This is a genomic window from Halobellus sp. EA9 (genome assembly GCF_051195055.1).
In the GTDB taxonomy this organism is placed as follows: Archaea; Halobacteriota; Halobacteria; order Halobacteriales; family Haloferacaceae; genus Haloquadratum; species Haloquadratum rubicundus.
Map to the genome: position 1 here is coordinate 77,747 of NZ_JBNTJW010000005.1, position 16,569 is coordinate 94,315.

At 68.2% G+C, this 16,569-nt stretch carries 15 protein-coding genes and 1 tRNA gene; 8 read left to right on the forward strand and 8 right to left on the reverse strand.

The window, feature by feature from the left end:
• Positions 1–12: 12 nt before the first annotated feature.
• Together gyrA and gyrB are read right to left on the reverse strand one after the other, a co-directional pair.
• A complete protein-coding gene (gyrA, locus tag ACQUQ0_RS07895) occupies positions 13–2,586 on the reverse strand; it encodes a DNA gyrase subunit A (RefSeq protein WP_435184410.1) in 2,574 nt (857 codons plus the stop codon).
• Positions 2,583–4,550 carry a DNA topoisomerase (ATP-hydrolyzing) subunit B gene (gyrB, locus tag ACQUQ0_RS07900; RefSeq protein WP_435184411.1) on the reverse strand — a complete coding sequence of 656 codons (1,968 nt, stop codon included), beginning with the start codon at positions 4,548–4,550 and terminating at the stop codon, positions 2,583–2,585. Before gyrB ends, gyrA begins: the two co-directional genes overlap by 4 nt.
• A 120-nt stretch (positions 4,551–4,670) precedes the next feature.
• Here gyrB and ACQUQ0_RS07905 point away from each other — a divergent pair, with 120 nt between their 5' ends.
• Positions 4,671–5,018, forward strand: a complete 348-nt coding sequence (locus ACQUQ0_RS07905; RefSeq protein ID WP_372389626.1) for a ferredoxin — start codon at positions 4,671–4,673, stop codon at positions 5,016–5,018.
• 58 nt (positions 5,019–5,076) lie between these two features.
• Positions 5,077–5,161 (forward strand) — tRNA-Leu (locus ACQUQ0_RS07910).
• 134 nt (positions 5,162–5,295) lie between these two features.
• Here the strand turns inward: ACQUQ0_RS07910 and ACQUQ0_RS07915 are convergent.
• Positions 5,296–6,114, reverse strand: a complete 819-nt coding sequence (locus tag ACQUQ0_RS07915) for a hypothetical protein (protein ID WP_435184412.1) — start codon at positions 6,112–6,114, stop codon at positions 5,296–5,298.
• A 148-nt stretch (positions 6,115–6,262) separates the two neighbouring features.
• Here ACQUQ0_RS07915 and ACQUQ0_RS07920 point away from each other — a divergent pair, with 148 nt between their 5' ends.
• Together ACQUQ0_RS07920 and ACQUQ0_RS07925 are read left to right on the forward strand one after the other, a co-directional pair.
• Positions 6,263–7,924 carry a TraB/GumN family protein gene (locus ACQUQ0_RS07920; RefSeq protein WP_435184413.1) on the forward strand — a complete coding sequence of 554 codons (1,662 nt, stop codon included), beginning with the start codon at positions 6,263–6,265 and terminating at the stop codon, positions 7,922–7,924.
• Positions 7,925–8,024: 100 nt separating this feature from the next.
• On the forward strand, positions 8,025–8,666 hold the full coding sequence (locus tag ACQUQ0_RS07925; RefSeq protein ID WP_435184414.1) for a metalloprotease: 642 nt from the start codon (positions 8,025–8,027) through the stop codon (positions 8,664–8,666).
• On the opposite strand, the gene ACQUQ0_RS07930 is transcribed toward ACQUQ0_RS07925, so the two are convergent.
• Positions 8,667–8,942 (reverse strand): hypothetical protein, encoded by a 276-nt coding sequence (locus tag ACQUQ0_RS07930; RefSeq protein ID WP_435184415.1) that lies wholly within the window; start codon positions 8,940–8,942, stop codon positions 8,667–8,669. It lies immediately after the preceding gene.
• Positions 8,943–9,275: 333 nt separating this feature from the next.
• On the opposite strand from ACQUQ0_RS07930, the gene purM reads away from it, so the two are divergent.
• On the forward strand, positions 9,276–10,277 hold the full coding sequence (purM, locus tag ACQUQ0_RS07935; RefSeq protein WP_435184416.1) for a phosphoribosylformylglycinamidine cyclo-ligase: 1,002 nt from the start codon (positions 9,276–9,278) through the stop codon (positions 10,275–10,277).
• A 29-nt stretch (positions 10,278–10,306) separates the two neighbouring features.
• On the opposite strand, the gene ACQUQ0_RS07940 is transcribed toward purM, so the two are convergent.
• A complete protein-coding gene (locus ACQUQ0_RS07940) occupies positions 10,307–10,849 on the reverse strand; it encodes a CBS domain-containing protein (protein WP_372389634.1) in 543 nt (180 codons plus the stop codon).
• Between the two features lie 47 nt (positions 10,850–10,896).
• On the reverse strand, positions 10,897–11,277 hold the full coding sequence (locus ACQUQ0_RS07945) for a DUF555 domain-containing protein (RefSeq protein WP_435184418.1): 381 nt from the start codon (positions 11,275–11,277) through the stop codon (positions 10,897–10,899).
• A gap of 298 nt (positions 11,278–11,575) precedes the next feature.
• Here ACQUQ0_RS07945 and ACQUQ0_RS07950 point away from each other — a divergent pair, with 298 nt between their 5' ends.
• Both ACQUQ0_RS07950 and psmB read left to right on the forward strand, forming a co-directional pair.
• Positions 11,576–11,761, forward strand: a complete 186-nt coding sequence (locus ACQUQ0_RS07950) for a hypothetical protein (protein WP_435184419.1) — start codon at positions 11,576–11,578, stop codon at positions 11,759–11,761.
• 149 nt (positions 11,762–11,910) lie between these two features.
• Positions 11,911–12,642 carry an archaeal proteasome endopeptidase complex subunit beta gene (psmB, locus tag ACQUQ0_RS07955; RefSeq protein ID WP_435184420.1) on the forward strand — a complete coding sequence of 244 codons (732 nt, stop codon included), beginning with the start codon at positions 11,911–11,913 and terminating at the stop codon, positions 12,640–12,642.
• A gap of 55 nt (positions 12,643–12,697) precedes the next feature.
• Here the strand turns inward: psmB and ACQUQ0_RS07960 are convergent, their stop codons facing one another.
• The gene (locus ACQUQ0_RS07960) at positions 12,698–14,233 is read right to left on the reverse strand and encodes a hypothetical protein (RefSeq protein ID WP_435184421.1); all 1,536 of its coding nucleotides are present in this window, start codon (positions 14,231–14,233) and stop codon (positions 12,698–12,700) included.
• A gap of 126 nt (positions 14,234–14,359) precedes the next feature.
• Here ACQUQ0_RS07960 and ligA point away from each other — a divergent pair, with 126 nt between their 5' ends.
• Positions 14,360–16,174 (forward strand): ATP-dependent DNA ligase LigA, encoded by a 1,815-nt coding sequence (ligA, locus tag ACQUQ0_RS07965; protein ID WP_435184422.1) that lies wholly within the window; start codon positions 14,360–14,362, stop codon positions 16,172–16,174.
• Between the two features lie 37 nt (positions 16,175–16,211).
• On the opposite strand, the gene ACQUQ0_RS07970 is transcribed toward ligA, so the two are convergent.
• Entirely contained in the window at positions 16,212–16,517 is a 306-nt protein-coding gene (locus ACQUQ0_RS07970) for a HalOD1 output domain-containing protein (protein WP_435184423.1), read from the reverse strand.
• Positions 16,518–16,569: the final 52 nt, after the last annotated feature.

Consider the following 16,569-nt stretch of genomic DNA (forward strand, 5'->3'; position numbering starts at 1 on the left):
GATTTCCCGCCGTCAGTCCCCGCCGTCGGCGGACGCGGGCGCGGAGTCCCCTTCGGATTCGGCGTCCGAGTCGGCGTCGGCCGCGACCTCGTCGGCCGCTGTCTCGCCGGGGTGGACGTCGACGCTGGCGACGGCGTCGCCGGACTCTAAGTCCATCACGATCACGCCCATCGTGTTGCGGCCGACCGTCGAGATGTCCTCGACCGGGGTTCGGAGGATCTGCCCGTCGCCGCTCATCACGAACAGGTGATCGCCGGGGCCGACGGTCTCCAGTTCGCAGACGCGCCCGTTGCGGTCGTTGGTCTTGATGTCGATGAGCCCCTTGCCGTTCCGGGACTGCCGCCGGTACCGGTCGACGTCGGTCCGCTTGCCGTAGCCGTGTTCGGTCACGGTCAGCACCCACTCGTGGCGGTCGGGTTCGACGGCCGCCAGCGCGGCCACCTCGTCGTCGCCTTCGAGGTTGATCCCGCGGACACCGCGCGCCGAGCGGCCCATCGATCGGACGTCGCCCTCCTCGAAGCGGATCGCCATCCCGTCGCGGCTCGCGAGGATCAGGTCCCGACTCCCGTCCGTGACCTCTACGTCCGCCAGCGCGTCGTCCTCGTCGAGCTTCGTCGCGATGATCCCCGTCGAGCGGATGTTCTGGAACTGCTCGACACTCGTCCGCTTCACGTACCCGTTCCGGGTCGCCATCGTGAGGTACTTCTCCTCGTCGGCCTCCATCTCGGCCGTGTTGACGACGGCAGTGATCTCCTCGCCGTCGTCTAGGTCGAGGAGGTTCACCGCCGACTTCCCGCGGGCGGTCCGGGACATCTCCGGCACCTGGTAGGTCTTGAGCTGGTAGACCTGGCCGTGGTTGGTGAAGTACAGGAGGTAGTCGTGCGTGCTCGCGACGTACACCGACGAGACGCGGTCGCCCTCCTTCAGTTCGGTCCCGATGATGCCCTTGCCGCCGCGGTGCTGGGCGCGGAAATTATCGAGGGGCATCCGCTTGATGTAGTCGTCCTCGGTGACGACGACGACGACGTCCTCCTCGGCGATGAGGTCCTCGTGGGTGACCGTCCCGGTGTCCTCGACGATCGAGGTCCGGCGGTCGTCGTCGTACTCGTCTTTGATCTCCTCCAGTTCGGACTCCACCACGGCGTCGAGCTCGTCGGGGTCGTTCAGGATCGTCTCCAATCTCCGGATGCGGGCCTGGACCTCCTCGTACTCGTCTTCGATCTCGCCGGCCTCCATCGCGGTGAGCGAGCCGAGCTGCATCGCGACGATGTGGTCGGCCTGCGCCTCCGAGAAGTCGAAGGTCGGCAGTGCCTCGCCGTCGACCTCGACGACGTGTTCGCCGCGCAGCGCGGCCTTGGCGTCGTCGCGGCTCTCCGAATTGCGGATGACGTCGACCACGTCGTCGACGTTCTCCAGGGCCGTCAGCCGGCCTTCGAGGATGTGCGCGCGGTCCTCCTTCTCTTCGAGTTCGTAGGCCGAGCGGCGGCGGACGACCTCGCGGCGGTGGTCGAGGTACTCCTCCAGGGTCTCTTTGAGGTCGAGGACCTGCGGCTGGCCGTCGACCAGCGCGAGGTTGATGACGCCGAAGGTGGATTCGAGGTGATGTTCGAGCAGTTGGTTCTTGACCACCTCGGCGTTGGCGCCGCGCTTGAGTTCGACGACGACGCGGATGCCGTCGCGGTCGGACTCGTCGCGGAGGTCGCGGATGCCCTCGATCTTCCCCTCGTTGACGTCGTCGGCGATCCGCTCGACGAGGCGCGCCTTGTTCTCCTGGTAGGGGAGTTCGGTGATGACGATTCTGTCCTCTTGGACCTCGAACTCCGCGCGCACGCGGATCCGGCCGCGACCCGTCTTGTACGCCTTGTGGATCGCGTTGCGGCCGACGATGTTCGCGCCGGTCGGGAAGTCCGGTCCCTTGACGTGCTCCATCAGGTCCTCGACGGTGCAGTCGGGGTGCTCGATGAGGTGGGTCGTCGCGTCGATCACTTCACCCAAGTTGTGCGGCGGGATGTTCGTCGACATCCCGACGGCGATGCCCGACGAGCCGTTGACGAGGAGGTTCGGGAACGCAGAGGGGAGGACCTCCGGCTCTTCCAGCCGGTCGTCGTAGTTGGACTGGAAGTCGACGGTGTCCATCTCGATGTCGGCCAATAGCTCCTCTGCGATCGGCGCCATCCGGGCCTCGGTGTAGCGCATCGCGGCCGGCGGGTCGCCGTCGACGGAGCCGAAGTTCCCCTGGCCGTCGACGAGGGGGTACCGCATCGAGAAGTCCTGGGCCATCCGCGCGAGGGTGTCGTAGATGGCGGAGTCGCCGTGCGGGTGGTAGTCACCCATCGTCTCGCCGACGATTGAGGAGGACTTCCGGTGCGAGGAGCGGGCGGTCACGCCCGACTCGTGCATCGCATAGAGGATGCGGCGGTGGACCGGCTTGAGGCCGTCGCGGACGTCGGGCAGCGCCCGGCCCGCGATGACCGACATCGCGTAGTCGATGTAGGACTGTTCCATCTCCTGTTCGATCCGGGCGGTCTCGACCTCGGCGGCGATGCCCGCGCCGGGATCGAACTTCTCGGGGGCGTCCGAACTCATATGTCGACCCACTCCGCTTCGGTGGCTCGCTCCTTGATGAACTGCTTCCGCGGCTCGACGGCGTCACCCATCAGCACAGAGAACATCTTGTCGGCGGTCGCGGCGTCCTCGACGGTGATCTGCTTCAACACCCGGTTCTCGGGGTTCATCGTCGTGTCCCAGAGCTGTTCGGGGTTCATCTCCCCGAGGCCCTTGAACCGCTGGACCTGGGTGGGGTTGCCGTCGCACTTTTCCTCGATGATGCGGTCGCGCTCGGCCTCGGTCATCGCGTCGTAGGTCTCGCCGCGGTACCTGACGCGGTACAGCGGCGGCTTGGCCGCGTAGACGTAGCCGGCCTCGACGAGCGGCCGCATATGGCGGTAAAAGAGCGTGAGAAGGAGCGTGCGGATGTGCGCGCCGTCGACGTCGGCGTCTGTCATCAGGATGATGCGCTCGTAGCGCACGTCGTCGATGTCGAACTCCTCGCCGACGCCCGCGCCGATCGCGGTGATGAGCGCGCGGACCTCGTCGTTCTCCAACACTCTGTCGAGCCGGTGCTTCTCGACGTTCAAGATCTTCCCCTTCAGCGGGAGGATGGCCTGGAACCGCCGGTCGCGGCCCTGCTTCGCCGACCCGCCGGCGGAGTCGCCCTCGACGACGAACAGTTCGGACTCGCCCGGATCGCGGCTCTGACAGTCCGCGAGCTTGCCCGGCAGCGACGTCGACTCCAGGGCGGACTTCCGCCGGGTGAGCTCCTCGGCCTGTTTGGCGGCCTTGCGGGCCTTCGCGGCCTCGACGGCCTTCATCACGATCGCCTGGGCGGTGTCGGGGTGCTCTTCGAGGTAGGTCCCGAGCTTCTCGTGGGTCACCGACTCGACGATGCCCCGGACCTCGCTGTTGCCGAGTTTGGTCTTGGTCTGACCCTCGAACTGCGGGTCGGGGTGCTTGATCGAGATCACGGCGGTGAGGCCCTCGCGGACGTCCTCGCCCTTCAGGGAGTCCAGGTCGTCCAGGAGATTCTGCTCTTTGGCGTAGTCGTTGACGACGCGGGTGAGCGCCGTCTTGAACCCCGTGAGGTGGGTCCCGCCCTCGCGGGTGTTGATGTTGTTCGCGAAGGCGTGGATCGAGCCCTGGAGCTCCTCTGTGGCCTGCATCGCCACCTCGATCTCGACGTCGCTCTCCGAGTCCGAGTAGTAGATGACGTCGTCGTGGAGGACGGTCTTGGTCTCGTCGAGGTAGCGGACGAACTCCCGGATGCCGCCCTCGTAGCGGAACGTCCGCTCGCGGGCGACGTCCTCCGGGGCGTCCTCGTCGGCGCGCTCGCCCTCGGGCGCGTCGTCGCGGCCGGCCTCCTCGACTAGCCGGATCTCGACGCCGGAGTTGAGGAAGGCCAGCTCGCGCAGCCGGCTCTCCAGGGTGGAGAAGTCGAACTCGACGGTCTCGAAGATGTCGCCGTCGGGCCAAAAGCGGACGGTCGTGCCCGTCTCTTCGCCATCTTCGAGGTCGCGGACGCGCTCGAAGGCGCCCTCTTCTGGCTCGCCGTGGTCGAAGCTGTCGCGCCACAGCGCGCCGTCGCGTTTGATCTCGACCGCCAGGCGCTCGGAGAGGGCGTTGACGACGGAGACGCCGACGCCGTGGAGGCCCCCGGAGACCTGGTAGGACTTGTTGTCGAACTTCCCGCCGGCGTGGAGGACCGTCATGATGACCTCGACGGCGGGCCGGTCGTACTGCTCGTGGGTGTCGACCGGGACGCCGCGGCCGTTGTCCGAGACCGACACCGAGCCGTCGTCGTGGAGGGTGACTTCGATGTGGTCACAGTAGCCCGCGAGCGCCTCGTCGATCGCGTTGTCGACGACCTCGTAGACGAGATGATGTAAGCCGCGAGAGTCCGTCGACCCGATGTACATTGCCGGGCGCTTCCGGACGGCTTCGAGGCCCTCCAGAACCTGGATCTGCCCGGCACCGTACTCTGTATCGCGTGACATTGAACGTATCTTCGTTAAGCCACGTTCGTTCTTAAACCCTCGCACGCGCGGGCGCGAGAAGGAAAATACTGAGTCAGTCGAACCGACAGCACAAAGACATCGCCCGCGCTACCGAAACGTATGAGCGACGCCGAACGCGACGCCCCGAAGCCGAGCGAGATCGGCAACGAGACGGACGCGCCGCCGGTCTCGGAGAAGCCGTACAAGATCATCTTCGAGGGGAACAAATGCATCGGCGCGGGCCGCTGTGCCGAGGTCGCCGACAACTGGGAGATGGACATCAAATCCGGACTCGGACGGCCCCAGTCGTACTACATCGGCGAGGACGAACTCGACGAGAACGTCCGGGCCGCGGAGATCTGCCCCGGCAAGAAGGACAAGGGCGTTATCCACGTCGTCGACCGCCGGACCGACGAGGAGATCGCGCCGGACCCGCACGGCGACGGGACGCTCAGCGTCGACTGGTAGCGCGAGCGGTCGGGCGAAACGAAACCACTAACCCGACGTCCCCGGAATCCCCGTGTGCGCGGGGGTGGCTGAGCCAGGCCAAAAGCGGCGGACTTAAGATCCGCTCCCGTAGGGGTCCGCGGGTTCAAATCCCGTCCCCCGCATCCGAATCTGCGAGCGACGCGAGCAGGTCGGTTCTACGGACGGATTTGAATCAGAGAGCGTCGCGAGCGCTGATTCTGCGGAATTCAATACGTAAATCAGAAACCGACTGCGTTGCGACCGCGGATCGGATCCCTCATCCGACGACCTCGGCCCCCGACGGGAGGTACTCCCGCGCGGTCCGCTCGGCCTCCTTTCCCGCCGGCACGAGCGTCGGCTCGGTGATGGGCTCGTCGAACCGGTCCCGGTCGGGCTCGACGGGCGCCAGCATCTCGGTGAACATCGATCCCCGGCGGCCGGCCGCGCCGACGATGCCCCCGTAGACCGGCTCGTCCTCCGGGAGGTCGTCGGGATGCGGGAACTGCTCGCGGTAGGTCCGCGTGGCCCGCCGGAGGTAGTCTGCCGCGCGCTCCTGCTCGTACTGGCTCTCGTCGAAGTACTGCTGGGCGTGCGGGTCGTCGGGGCCGACCTCGCCGTGCTCCGGCGACTCGAAGAGGACCGACTCGGTCGTGGTGTGGACCTGCGGGAAGCGGAGGTTCGCCGTGTAGCTGTCCGGGTATCGGATGATCAGCGGGAAAAACAGCATCCCCTGGACCGTCGAACGCCGCTGGATGCGCCACAGCGCTTCGAGGTAGTAGACGGCGAGCTCGCCGGCCAGATCGTCGCGCTCGCCCATAATGTACGCCCTCGCGACGCCTTCGTAGTCGTCGCCGGCGACCTGGCGCAGCCGGTATTTGCACCGCTCGGCGATGTACTCGAACTCCCGGTCGTAGGCCGTCGCGACCGAAATCGAGGGGTCCGAGAGCATATCGGCCTTCCGGCGGCACCCCTCCGCGAGCTTCATCGCCGTCTTGTGGAGCTGCAGTTCGTCCTCGTAGGTCCGTAGCGGCATCCGGATCGCCCGCCCCTCCAGCACGTCCGCCCGATCGCGCCACCCTCGCTCCCCCGAACTCATCAACCAAACACACGTTCCAGTGAGATAATAACATAAGCGGTCGGGCGGCCGCGCCTGTCGGGCGAATCCGAAAGTCGACGAGAGGGCGATGCGAGGGCGGGCCGATCGCTCCGACAGGGGTAAAAACCACGGCGCGGTAGGAGGACCAATGAGTCAGGAAGCGGCCGAGGAGGGTCGCGTCCGCGTCGTCGGGACCGCCCACGTCTCCGAAGAGAGCGTCCGCGAGGTCGAGGAGACGATCGAGGCCGAGCGCCCCGACGTCGTCGCCGTCGAACTGGACGAGGGCCGGTACCAGCAGCTGAAGGGCGGCGAGCCCGACGACATCGAGCCGAGCGATCTGCTCTCCGGCAACACGGTGTTTCAGTTCATCGCGTACTGGATGCTCTCGTACGTCCAGGCGCGCCTGGGCGAGAAGTTCGACGTGACGCCCGGCGCGGATATGCTTTCGGCAGTTGAGACCGCCGAGGAACTGGGCATCGACGTGGCGCTCGTCGATCGCGACATCAACGAGACGATGCGGCGCTTCTGGTCGCAGATGGGCCTCGTCGAGAAGCTCCGGATGGTCGGCGGCCTCGCGTTCGGCATCGGCGACAGCCGCGGCGTGGGGCTCGCGGGCGGGACGATCCTCGGACTGGTCTTCGGCCCGCTCGTCGCGATCTTCGGCGGCAGCGTCGGCATCGGACTCCCGGTGCTCTCCAGGGTCGCCGGCGGCGCGATCCTGGGCGTCGCGGCCGCGGTCGCCGTCTGGATCGCTTCGGCGTCGATGGCCTCGACCGAAGACCGCCTGCTCGCCGCGCTCGGCATCGGCGTCGCCGCGGGCGGCATCGGCGGCGTCGGGCTCGGGCTCGCCGCGCCCGTCACCGACCTGCTCGGGTCCTTCGTCGTTCGCGTCGTCGGAAGTATGACCCTGGGCGTCTTCGGCGGCCTGCTCGTCGGCGGCGTGCTCGGGCAGTTCGCGGCCTCGTTCGGTTACGGCGACGTCGAGGACGTCGAGGAACTGGATATGTCCGAGATGACCGACACCGACGTCGTGAGCGCGATGATGGAGGAGTTCCGGCAGTTCTCGCCCGGCGGCGCGCAGGCGCTCATCGACGAGCGCGACGCGTTCATCGCGCACAAGCTGATCGCGCTCAGACGGACCGGCGCCGACGTCGTCGCCGTCGTCGGGGCGGGCCACCGCGAGGGGATCGAGCGCTACCTCGACCACCCCGAGGAACTCCCGCCGATGGAGTCGCTCACGGGCACCCAGAGCGGCCGGATCCCGTGGGCGAAGGTCGTCGGCACCGGCATCTCGGTCGTCGTCGTCGGCTTCTTCGTCCTGCTGGCGCTGTCGTCGGCCGGCGACCGCACCCTGCTCCGGCTGTTCGGCGCGTGGTTCCTCGTCAACGGCCTCTTCGCCGCGGGCCTGGCGAAGGCCGCGGGCGCGCGGTGGTCGTCGTCGCTCGTCGGCGGCGCCGTCGCGTGGATGACCTCGATCAACCCCTTCCTCGCGCCCGGGTGGTTCACGGGCTATATGGAACTCCAGCACGACCCCGTGAACATCTCCGACATCGGGACGCTCAACGAACTGCTCGCCGACGAGGAAAAGCCGATCCCCGACCTCTTGGAGGAGATGTTCGCCGTCCCGCTGTTCCGCCTCATCGTCGTCGTGGCGGCGACGAACGTCGGCAGCATCGTCGCCTCCGCGCTGTTCGTCGCGTACCTCCTGCCCCTGTTCGCGCTCGACCTCGGCGGCGCGGCGGGCGTGACTCGGCTCCTCTTCGAGGGCGCGCGGAACGGCTGGGAGATCCTCTGGAGCGTGCTCGGATGAACAGAGCGACCGGCGCTGCCGAAGATCGCGTGCGGTCCGCATCCGCACTCGCGCCCGCGCCCACAAGGACCATCACGCTCTCGCCCCAACCTCGCCCACGATGAGCGCGCCCAGTCCCAGCCTCTCGTTCAGCTCGAAGGAACTCCAGGACCTGGCGCTCGCGTGGATCGCGCTCGGTCTCGCCTTCGCCATCTTCTTCGCAGGCGGCGGCCAGCGCGCCGTGACCGGGATCCTCCGCGGCGGCATCGTCGGCCCGCTCCTGCTCAGCCTGCTCACCGCCGGGATGGGCTTTCTCCTCCACGAGGTCGCCCACAAGGTCGTCGCCGTCCGGTTCGGCCAGGTCGCGGAGTTCCGCGCCGACTACGGGATGCTCTTTCTGGCCGTGGTGAGCGCGCTCGCCGGCTTCATCTTCGCGGCACCGGGCGCGGTCCACCACCGCGGCCGACTCACCAGGCGGGAACACGGGCTGATCGCGCTGGCCGGCCCGGCGACGAACGTCGTCCTCGCGGTCGTGTTCCTCCCGGTGTTCTTCGTCGGCCTGCTGGTGAACTCGGAGTTCGTCGCGCTCGCGGGCTCGCGCGGGCTGACGATCAATCTCTTCCTGGCGACGTTCAATATGCTCCCCTTCGGACCGCTCGACGGCAAGACCGTCTTGGGCTGGAGCAAAACGGCGTTTGCGGCCTTCTTCGTCCCTTCGGTGGTGCTGACGATCGGCGCCTTCGTCGTCGGGTTCGGGTTCTGATCAGTCGCGGCCCGTCGACGGCTGTCGGTGGCCGTGCCCGGCGACGAGGGCGAGCGCGTTCGCCGCGAGCAGGCCGGCGAACAGCGCGCCCTCGCTCCCGGCGAGGCCGCCCGCGAGGAGCGGCGGGTAGGTGACCGGGAGGAAGACGGCGAGCCAGAAGCCGACGGCCGCGACGCCGCGGCGTCCGACGTCGGCCGCGACGGTCGCGAGGTCGATCGGCCGCCTGAGCGCGTCGCGTTCGATGGAGGGGTCGAAAGATTCGGGGACGCTGGACATCTGTTCTCGTCCGTACCAAGGGGCCACACCCCTATATAACGCCGAGAGCGTTCAGTAGCGTTCAGTCGTTTCGCGACCGTTCACCGCGGCGCCCGGGCGGTTTGACGACGTTTTACGAGCGTTTTAGAACGCCGTAGATCGTTCAAAGACCGATCTGAGTCGTCTCCGACGGTTTTGACGAATAGATCCGAACGGGACCTCATACTGTCGGACACAAGTCTGTGAAGAATTTCGCCGCCCGGGGCGGCGAATATCTTGAAACAGTTGTGTCCGACAGTATCAGCGCGCTCGCAGACCGGACGTATTTTGATTCCTCGCCGCGGGTGTCCGCGTATGAGCGACGACGAGGCGGCTCCGGGGGGCTCGGACGCCGACGACGAGGAACTGACCTACGCCGACGCGGGCGTGGACATCGAGGCCAGCGAGGCGGCGACGGCGGCGCTGATCGGCGCCGTCGGCGAGAGCGAGGGCGACTACGCCGGGCTGCTCGACATCGGCGACCGCTACCTCGCGCTGGCGACCGACGGGGTCGGCACGAAGCTCCTCGTCGCCGAGGCGCTGGCAGACTACTCGACGGTCGGCATCGACTGCATCGCAATGAACGCCAACGACCTCGTCGCGGCCGGCGTCCGCCCGGTGGCGTTCGTCGACTACCTCGCGGTGGACGAGCCCGACGAGACGTTCTCCGAGCAGGTGGGCGAGGGGCTCGACGCGGGCGCCGAGGCCGCCGACATCGAACTCGTCGGCGGCGAGACCGCCGTGATGCCCGAGGTCGTCCGCGGCCTCGACCTCGCGGGCACCTGCACCGGCCTCGCGGCAAAGGACGCCGTCTTCCCCGGCGAGGCCGAACCGGGCGACGCGCTCGTCGGCTTTTCGTCCTCGGGCATCCACTCCAACGGCCTGACGCTCGCGCGGACGGCGGTCACCCGCGAGCACGAGTACACCGATCCCTGTCCGTTCGGCGACTACGACACCCTCGGGGAGGCGCTCCTCGAACCGACGCGGATCTACACGCACCTGCTGGATCCGATGCGCGACCACGACGTCCGCGCGGCGGCCCACGTCACCGGCGGCGGGTGGACGAACCTCGAACGGCTGGGCGAGCACCGCTACGTGATCGAGGATCCCTTCGACGCCCAGCCCGTCTTCGAGTTCGTCCAGTCGGCGGGCAACGTCTCCGACGAGGAGATGCACCGGACGTTCAACATGGGGACCGGCTTCGTCTGCGCGCTCGCGCCCGAGGACGCCGAGGCGCTCGCGGGCGACACGGAGGGCCGCGTGATCGGCCGCGTCGAAGAGGGAACGGGCGTTTCGATCCGCGGGCTCGAACTCTGAGGGCAGGACGAAGCGGCCTCGCGACCGGCTTACAGGTGCGCGGCGACGTCGGCCTCGGTGATGATGCCGATGGTGTCTCCGCCCTCGACGACCAGGACCGCGGAGTGGTGATCCAGCGCCGCGTCGATCTCTTCTAACGTCGCCGACCGCTCGACGGTCGTGACCGACTCCCGCATCACGTCCGCGACGGGGAGCGTCCCGACGTCGTCCTGCTCCTGTGCGTGCCGGATGTCGCTGTTGGAGATGATCCCGACGGGGCGGCCGTCGCGGATCACGGGGAGCTGGGAGAAGCCCTCGTCGAGCATCACGTCGCGGGCGAAGCGCACCGAGTCGTCGGGGGCGACGCTCGTGACGTCGTCGTTCATCAGGTCCTCGGCGCGGACGACGCTGCCTTCGGCCTCTTCGAGCGCGTTGACGATCCGGCGGAGCGTCGACAGCCGGGGGTCGACGTCGCCGCCCTCGATCCGGGCGATGAGCGGCTGGGAGACCTCTGCCATCTCGGCGAGCGTGCTCTGCGTCAGGTCGAGTTCGGTGCGACGCTGACGCAGGTCCTCGGGCGTGGGAAGGTCCATACCCCTAATTACCTGAAGTTATACGAAAGCCTTTCGGGGCCGGCCGCTCACTGACTGCGGTCTGTGTCCCGATCGTCCTCGTCGGCCTCGGTCTCGACGACCTCGATGACTTCGAGGGGGACGTCCCGCAGCGCGCCGCCGACCTCGCTCTTGGCGATCCGGGAGGCGTGTTCTTCGCTGTCGGCGTTGAACACGTCGATCTCCAGGAGGAGCCCGACGAGCGCCGTGTTCGCGGCGATGAACGCCGAGTCGAACGGCTCGCCGCAGGCGGGACACGGCGTGGCGCCGACCTCGACCTCGACGTACTCCTTGTCCTTGTCGTTGAGTCGCTTTCCGGCCTCGCTGACGGCGACCCCGATGGCGTCGTCGATGTCCTCGACGTCGCGGACCAGCCACGCGGCCTCCATCGCGACGAGATAATTGCTCATACGAGCAGGTGGTGCCGTGGGGTTTCGTGTCTTGTGGTTCGATCCCGCGGGTGCGACTCCGTGACACTGAGATCGACCATCTCAGGCACCCTACGGTGCGTACGCCACTCCGATACTGCGCATAACTTATGCGAACGAACCGTGCTGTTGAGCCCGTTCGTACGGCTCGCGCTCGGTGAGAATCGGAATCGTCCGGGGATCCGTGACGAACGACGAAATCGCATCACAGCGTCGACCCTTTCCCCAGACTCGACGAGAAAAGCTTATATACACCGGCTGCCGCGGGAACGCCAAGGCGATGATAGAAGACCTGCACCGGGGCGTTGCCCTCGTACTGTATCAGACGACACTGCTGTTGGGCATCCTCGCGATGCCGATCGCGCTCGCCGCGCGGCGTCTGGGACTCACGCTTCCGGTCCGCCCGCTCATCGAATCCGCAGAACGGACCTACGAGCGCGCCGACGGCGGGGCCGAGGGTCGCTAAGGATCGAAACGCTGTTTCTGTGCGGACGTCATCACACCGTCAGCGTCAGCTACGCGGGCGCCTGCGGCGTCGACGCGGCCGGCGGGACGATACGGGCAACAGCGGTGGGAAGGGTGGCATTTATCAGCGGCGGGCGTTAACTGCGAGTAATGCGTACTCCTACGAGCGACGACGTTTCGGGGCGTCTCGATCCGCTGAACGGCGAGCACTCCGGCGTGTTCGCGCCGGAACTCGGCGAGTTCGAGAACGCCGAACAGCGGGCCCAACAGATGGGCGACAAAGAGACCAAGACGGGGACGACCACGGTCGGGCTGAAGACCGAAGACGGCGTCGTGCTCGCGACCGACATGCGCGCGAGCCTCGGCCGGATGGTCTCCTCGAAGAACGTCCAGAAGGTCGAAGAGATCCACCCGACGGGCGCGTTGACCATCGCCGGGTCGGTCTCGGCCGCGCAGTCGCTCATCAGCTCGATCCGCGCCGAGGTCCGGCTCTACGAGGCCCGTCGCGGCGAGGACATGAGTATGCAGGCGCTCTCGACGCTCCTCGGTAACTTCCTCCGCTCGGGCGCGTTCTTCATCGTCCAGCCCATCCTCGGCGGCGTCGACGAGGAGGGGCCCCACATCTACAGCATCGACCCGGCCGGGTCGATCCTCGAAGAGGAGTACACCGTCACGGGCTCGGGCAGCCAGTACGCCCTCGGTGTCCTCGAACAGGAGTACAGCGACGACCTCTCGATCGAGGAGGCAACATCCGTCGCCGCCCGCTCGATCAAGAGCGCCGTCGAGCGCGACCTCGCCTCGGGCAACGGCATCAACGTCTGTGTCGTCACCGAAGAGGGCGTCGACATCACCCAGCACAAGGACTTCGACGACGTCCTGTAGACGGGCGCCCCGCGGTCACGGCTCGACGCTCTCGGATTCGACCGTCGAGTCCCGACTACAGCCAGTCCGCGAACGACCCGTCCAGGAGCGTCTCCCGCTGCTTCCGGATGTAGTCGCGCTGCATCCCGGTGACGGCGTCGGCGAAGGAGTCGCCGTCGGCCAAGTACTCTCTCACCCGCGCGACCTTCCAGTCTGCGGGCGTGGTCCCGTGTTCGACCCGCGCCCGGAGCGGGCTGACGTACTTTTCGGCCTCCTCTTCGGTACAGCCGGCGGCGGTGAGCCCGTCGACCGCGTGGGCGAAGACGTCCTCGTAGATCTCCGCTTTATCCATCGTCTCCGCGCCGTCGTTGCGGATCCACCGCTGGCGGCTGTCGAGCCCGTCGCGCATCGCCGCGTAGAAGTTCTGTCTGGCGGTCGACCACGACTGGTCGGTCGCGGGGTGGCGCCGCCGCGGCAGGCTCTCCATCAGCCCCGCGAACGTCGCCTGGAAGGCGACCGAGTCCCGGACCGTCGGCTGGGCGGCCAGCGGGCGGAACTCGATCCGGGCGTTCGCCGAGGAGCGCGAGGCGCCGTCGAAGACCGGGCGGACCCACCGCCAGTACGTGCCGTGTTTCCGGCGGAGCGTCGCGAACTGGTCGTCGAAGCGGTTGCCCTCCTCGACGGGCATCGGGACCATCGTGTCGTCGGCGGCGACGCGGTCGACCGCCTGTTCGACGGTCTCCAGGTCCTCGGGGAAGCGCACCTTCTTCACGTCGTCGGTGTTGAGGACCGATTCGAAGACGACGATCCGGTTCTCGGCGTACCCCTCCGAGAGGATCTTCTGGGCGCCGACGTCGTCGTAGAGGTCCGGCGGGAAGAACGGGGAGTTGACGCCGAGGGCGAGCAGCGGGCCGGCGATCCGGAGCGCGTACGTGAAGAGCGTCGGGAGGTCGGCGGCGTGAGCGACCTGGAAGTGGGGCTGGATCGAGGTGATGAGCGACTCGGGCATCACCGTGTCGGCCGACAGCGAGACGTTCGGCGCGTCGATCGTCATCTCCTCGGCGGCGTTCGGTCCGTTCGCCATCGTGTGATACCGCACGGCGCCGCTCATATTCGTCGCGATGCGGACGCCCTCGGCCTCGACGCTGCCGGTGAGGTACTCCCGGGCCGTCTCGCCGGCGGGGGGAATCGTCCAGAGACCGTCGCTGACGAGCCGGATCCCCTCGGCGCCCGTGCAGTCCAGGGCCGCGGCCAGTCGGGCACGCACCTCCGACTCCTGGGCGCGGAGTCCGGCGGGGTTCAGGGGCTGGGGGCTGGTCGTCATCTCGGCGTTGTGGAGCCCAAGTTCCTTCTCGAAGCCGATGAGTTCGAGCAGTCGGCGGGGGACGCGCATCAGGCCGTAGGTGTCGGCGTCGTCGTCGGAGGCCGACCAGCGGCCGTCCGCGACGGCGTAGAACTCGTATTCGAGGCCGACGATGGACTGGTGGTTGTCGAAGGTCCCCTCCCGGAGCTCCGACTTCACGACCTCGGCGTCCGTCCGGGCCTGGGCCTCGAACTCCTCGGCGTCGACGGCGAGGGCGTCGCGCACGTCTGCCGCCAGCTCCTCGGTCATAGGACTCCCTGAACGGCCGGAGGGCTTCAATCCCGTGGCTCGGGCCCCGCGGCGACGCTCGCGGTCGCCCGACGCAGTCGGTCCGAGTCGGCGGACTCTTGTCTGCCCGCCGGATAGGAGGAGTCGATGCAGTTCGCAGCGCTGGCAGCGCGCGCCGAGGAACTGGAGGCGGAACCAGGCGACCTGGCGACGATCGGTCTCGCGGCCGATCTCTTCGCGGAAGCCGACGAGGACCTCCCGACCGTCGTGCGGTTCCTCCAGGGGCGCGTCTTCCCCGCGTGGGACTCGACGACGCTCGACGTCGGGCCGGCCCTCCTCCACGAGGCCATCGCGCGCGCCGCGGGACAGAACGTCACGGCCGACGACGTCGAAGCCGACCTCGCGGAGATCGGCGAGATCGGCGCCGTCGCGGCCACCTACGACTTCGGCGGACAGCGCGGCCTGGGCGCCTTCGCCGGCGGCGACGGCGGCGACCTGACCGTCGCCGAGGTGGACGGGACGCTCCGTGAGATCGCGCGGGTCACCGGCGACGGGAGCGAGCGCCGGCGGCTCGACACCCTCTTCGGCCTGTTCAACCGCGCGTCGCCGAGCGAAGCGAAGTTCCTCGCGCGGCTCGTGTTGGGCGAGATGCGGATCGGCGTCGGCGAGGGGACCGTCCGCGACGCGGTCGCGCTCGCGTTCCTCGACGGCGGGACGGGGGCCGAGTCTGAGGCTGGAGAGGCAGAGGCCGATCAAGAGGATGACAAAGATGACGAGGATGACGAAGACGACGAGGATGACGAAGATCCCGACGACGAGCCGGTCTCGCCCGCGGACGACGCCGTCGCGGTCGTCGAGCGCGCCCTGCAGGTCTCGAACGACTACGGGATGGTGGCCGAGGTCGCCCGCGAGGACGGGCGCGCGGGCCTCGACGCCATCGGCCTGGAGGTCGGTCGTCCGGTCCAGGCGATGCTCGCGCAGGCCGGGACCGCGACCGAGGCCGTCGACGACTGGGGCGAGGCCGCCGTCGAGACGAAGTTCGACGGCGCGCGCGTCCAGGTCCACCACGACGCCGAAAGGACGAGGCTGTTCTCGCGGAACATAGACGACGTCACCGACCCGCTGCCGGAGGTCGTGGAGTTCGTCGACCGCGAACTGGACGGACCCGCCGTGCTCGACGGCGAGGTCGTCGCCGTCGCCGACGACGGCTCCCCCCTTCCGTTCCAGGAGGTGCTCCGCCGCTTCCGCCGGAAGTACGACGTCGAGCGGATGCGCGACGAGGTCCGCGTCGAACTCCGCGCCTTCGACTGCCTCCACGCGGACGGCGAGGACCTGCTGGACGCGCCGCTGTCGGAGCGCCACGACCGACTGGAGGAACTGCTCGGTCACACCGACGCCGTCTCGGGCCTCACCGTCACCGACGATCCCGAGGAGATCGCCGAGATAGAGGACGCGGCGCTCTCGGCGGGGCACGAGGGGATCATGCTCAAGGATCCGGCCTCGACCTACGCGCCGGGCAAGCGCGGCCGCAACTGGCTGAAGCGCAAGCCCGACGTGGAGACGCTCGACCTCGTCGTCACCGGCGCCGAGTGGGGCGAGGGTCGGCGCGCGAACCTCCTCGGGACGTTCCTCGTGTCCGCGCGGATCGAGGAAGCCGACCGGGCCGACGCGACCGACGACGCCTACGCCACGCTCGGGAAGGTCGCGACCGGCATCACCGACGAGCGACTCGAATCGCTGACCGAGCGGCTCGAACCGCACGTCGTCCGCGAGGAGGGACAGACGGTCGACATCGAGCCCGCGGTCGTCTTCGAGGTCGGCTACGAGGAGATCCAGCGCTCGCCGACCTACTCCTCGGAGTACGCGCTCCGATTCCCGCGGTTCGTCGACGTTCGCGAGGACAAGTCACCGGGTGAGGCCGACACGCTCGCCCGCGTCGAGCGCCTGGCCGACGGACAGTAGCGGGTCGATTGCTCGGCGGCGGCGGGGTCGACGGCGGTCACTCGACGGCGGTACCCGGCTCGTAGACCTCGATCTCGTCGCTGGTAATCACCACGGGGTGCTCCCAGATCACCGCCGACAGGCGGAGGTCCGCCCGCGCGGAGTCGAGTAGATCGTCGATCGCGTCCGCGTCGACCCACGTGTACAGCGTCTCGGCCTCGGTGGGCACGCCGTCGAGCGGGGGCTCACAGAACGCCGAGACGACCGCGTTCGCCCCGTCCTCGTCGCGGTCGCGGGAGTACCTGACGAGCGGCTCCGGACCCGACAGTTCTGTCGCCCCGATTGGCTCTCCGATGCTGCTCATACACGGCTTTGGGAAACCTAGGACATAAACGCAAGCCTCCGAGTATCGGATT

Excerpts from the sequence above, each read along its gene's own strand:
- ACQUQ0_RS07940 (WP_372389634.1), bottom strand. The coding sequence starts at position 10,849 with ATGGACCTTCCCACGCCCGAGGACCTGCGTCAGCGTCGCACCGAACTC.
- ACQUQ0_RS07960 (WP_435184421.1), bottom strand. The coding sequence starts at position 14,233 with ATGACCGAGGAGCTGGCGGCAGACGTGCGCGACGCCCTCGCCGTCGAC.
- ACQUQ0_RS07945 (WP_435184418.1), bottom strand. The coding sequence starts at position 11,277 with ATGAGCAATTATCTCGTCGCGATGGAGGCCGCGTGGCTGGTCCGCGAC.
- psmB (WP_435184420.1), top strand. The coding sequence starts at position 11,911 with ATGCGTACTCCTACGAGCGACGACGTTTCGGGGCGTCTCGATCCGCTG.
- ACQUQ0_RS07950 (WP_435184419.1), top strand. The coding sequence starts at position 11,576 with ATGATAGAAGACCTGCACCGGGGCGTTGCCCTCGTACTGTATCAGACG.
- ACQUQ0_RS07930 (WP_435184415.1), bottom strand. The coding sequence starts at position 8,942 with ATGTCCAGCGTCCCCGAATCTTTCGACCCCTCCATCGAACGCGACGCG.
- gyrB (WP_435184411.1), bottom strand. The coding sequence starts at position 4,550 with ATGTCACGCGATACAGAGTACGGTGCCGGGCAGATCCAGGTTCTGGAG.
- gyrA (WP_435184410.1), bottom strand. The coding sequence starts at position 2,586 with ATGAGTTCGGACGCCCCCGAGAAGTTCGATCCCGGCGCGGGCATCGCC.
- ACQUQ0_RS07920 (WP_435184413.1), top strand. The coding sequence starts at position 6,263 with ATGAGTCAGGAAGCGGCCGAGGAGGGTCGCGTCCGCGTCGTCGGGACC.
- ligA (WP_435184422.1), top strand. The coding sequence starts at position 14,360 with ATGCAGTTCGCAGCGCTGGCAGCGCGCGCCGAGGAACTGGAGGCGGAA.
- ACQUQ0_RS07905 (WP_372389626.1), top strand. The coding sequence starts at position 4,671 with ATGAGCGACGCCGAACGCGACGCCCCGAAGCCGAGCGAGATCGGCAAC.
- purM (WP_435184416.1), top strand. The coding sequence starts at position 9,276 with ATGAGCGACGACGAGGCGGCTCCGGGGGGCTCGGACGCCGACGACGAG.
- ACQUQ0_RS07925 (WP_435184414.1), top strand. The coding sequence starts at position 8,025 with ATGAGCGCGCCCAGTCCCAGCCTCTCGTTCAGCTCGAAGGAACTCCAG.
- ACQUQ0_RS07915 (WP_435184412.1), bottom strand. The coding sequence starts at position 6,114 with ATGAGTTCGGGGGAGCGAGGGTGGCGCGATCGGGCGGACGTGCTGGAG.
- ACQUQ0_RS07970 (WP_435184423.1), bottom strand. The coding sequence starts at position 16,517 with ATGAGCAGCATCGGAGAGCCAATCGGGGCGACAGAACTGTCGGGTCCG.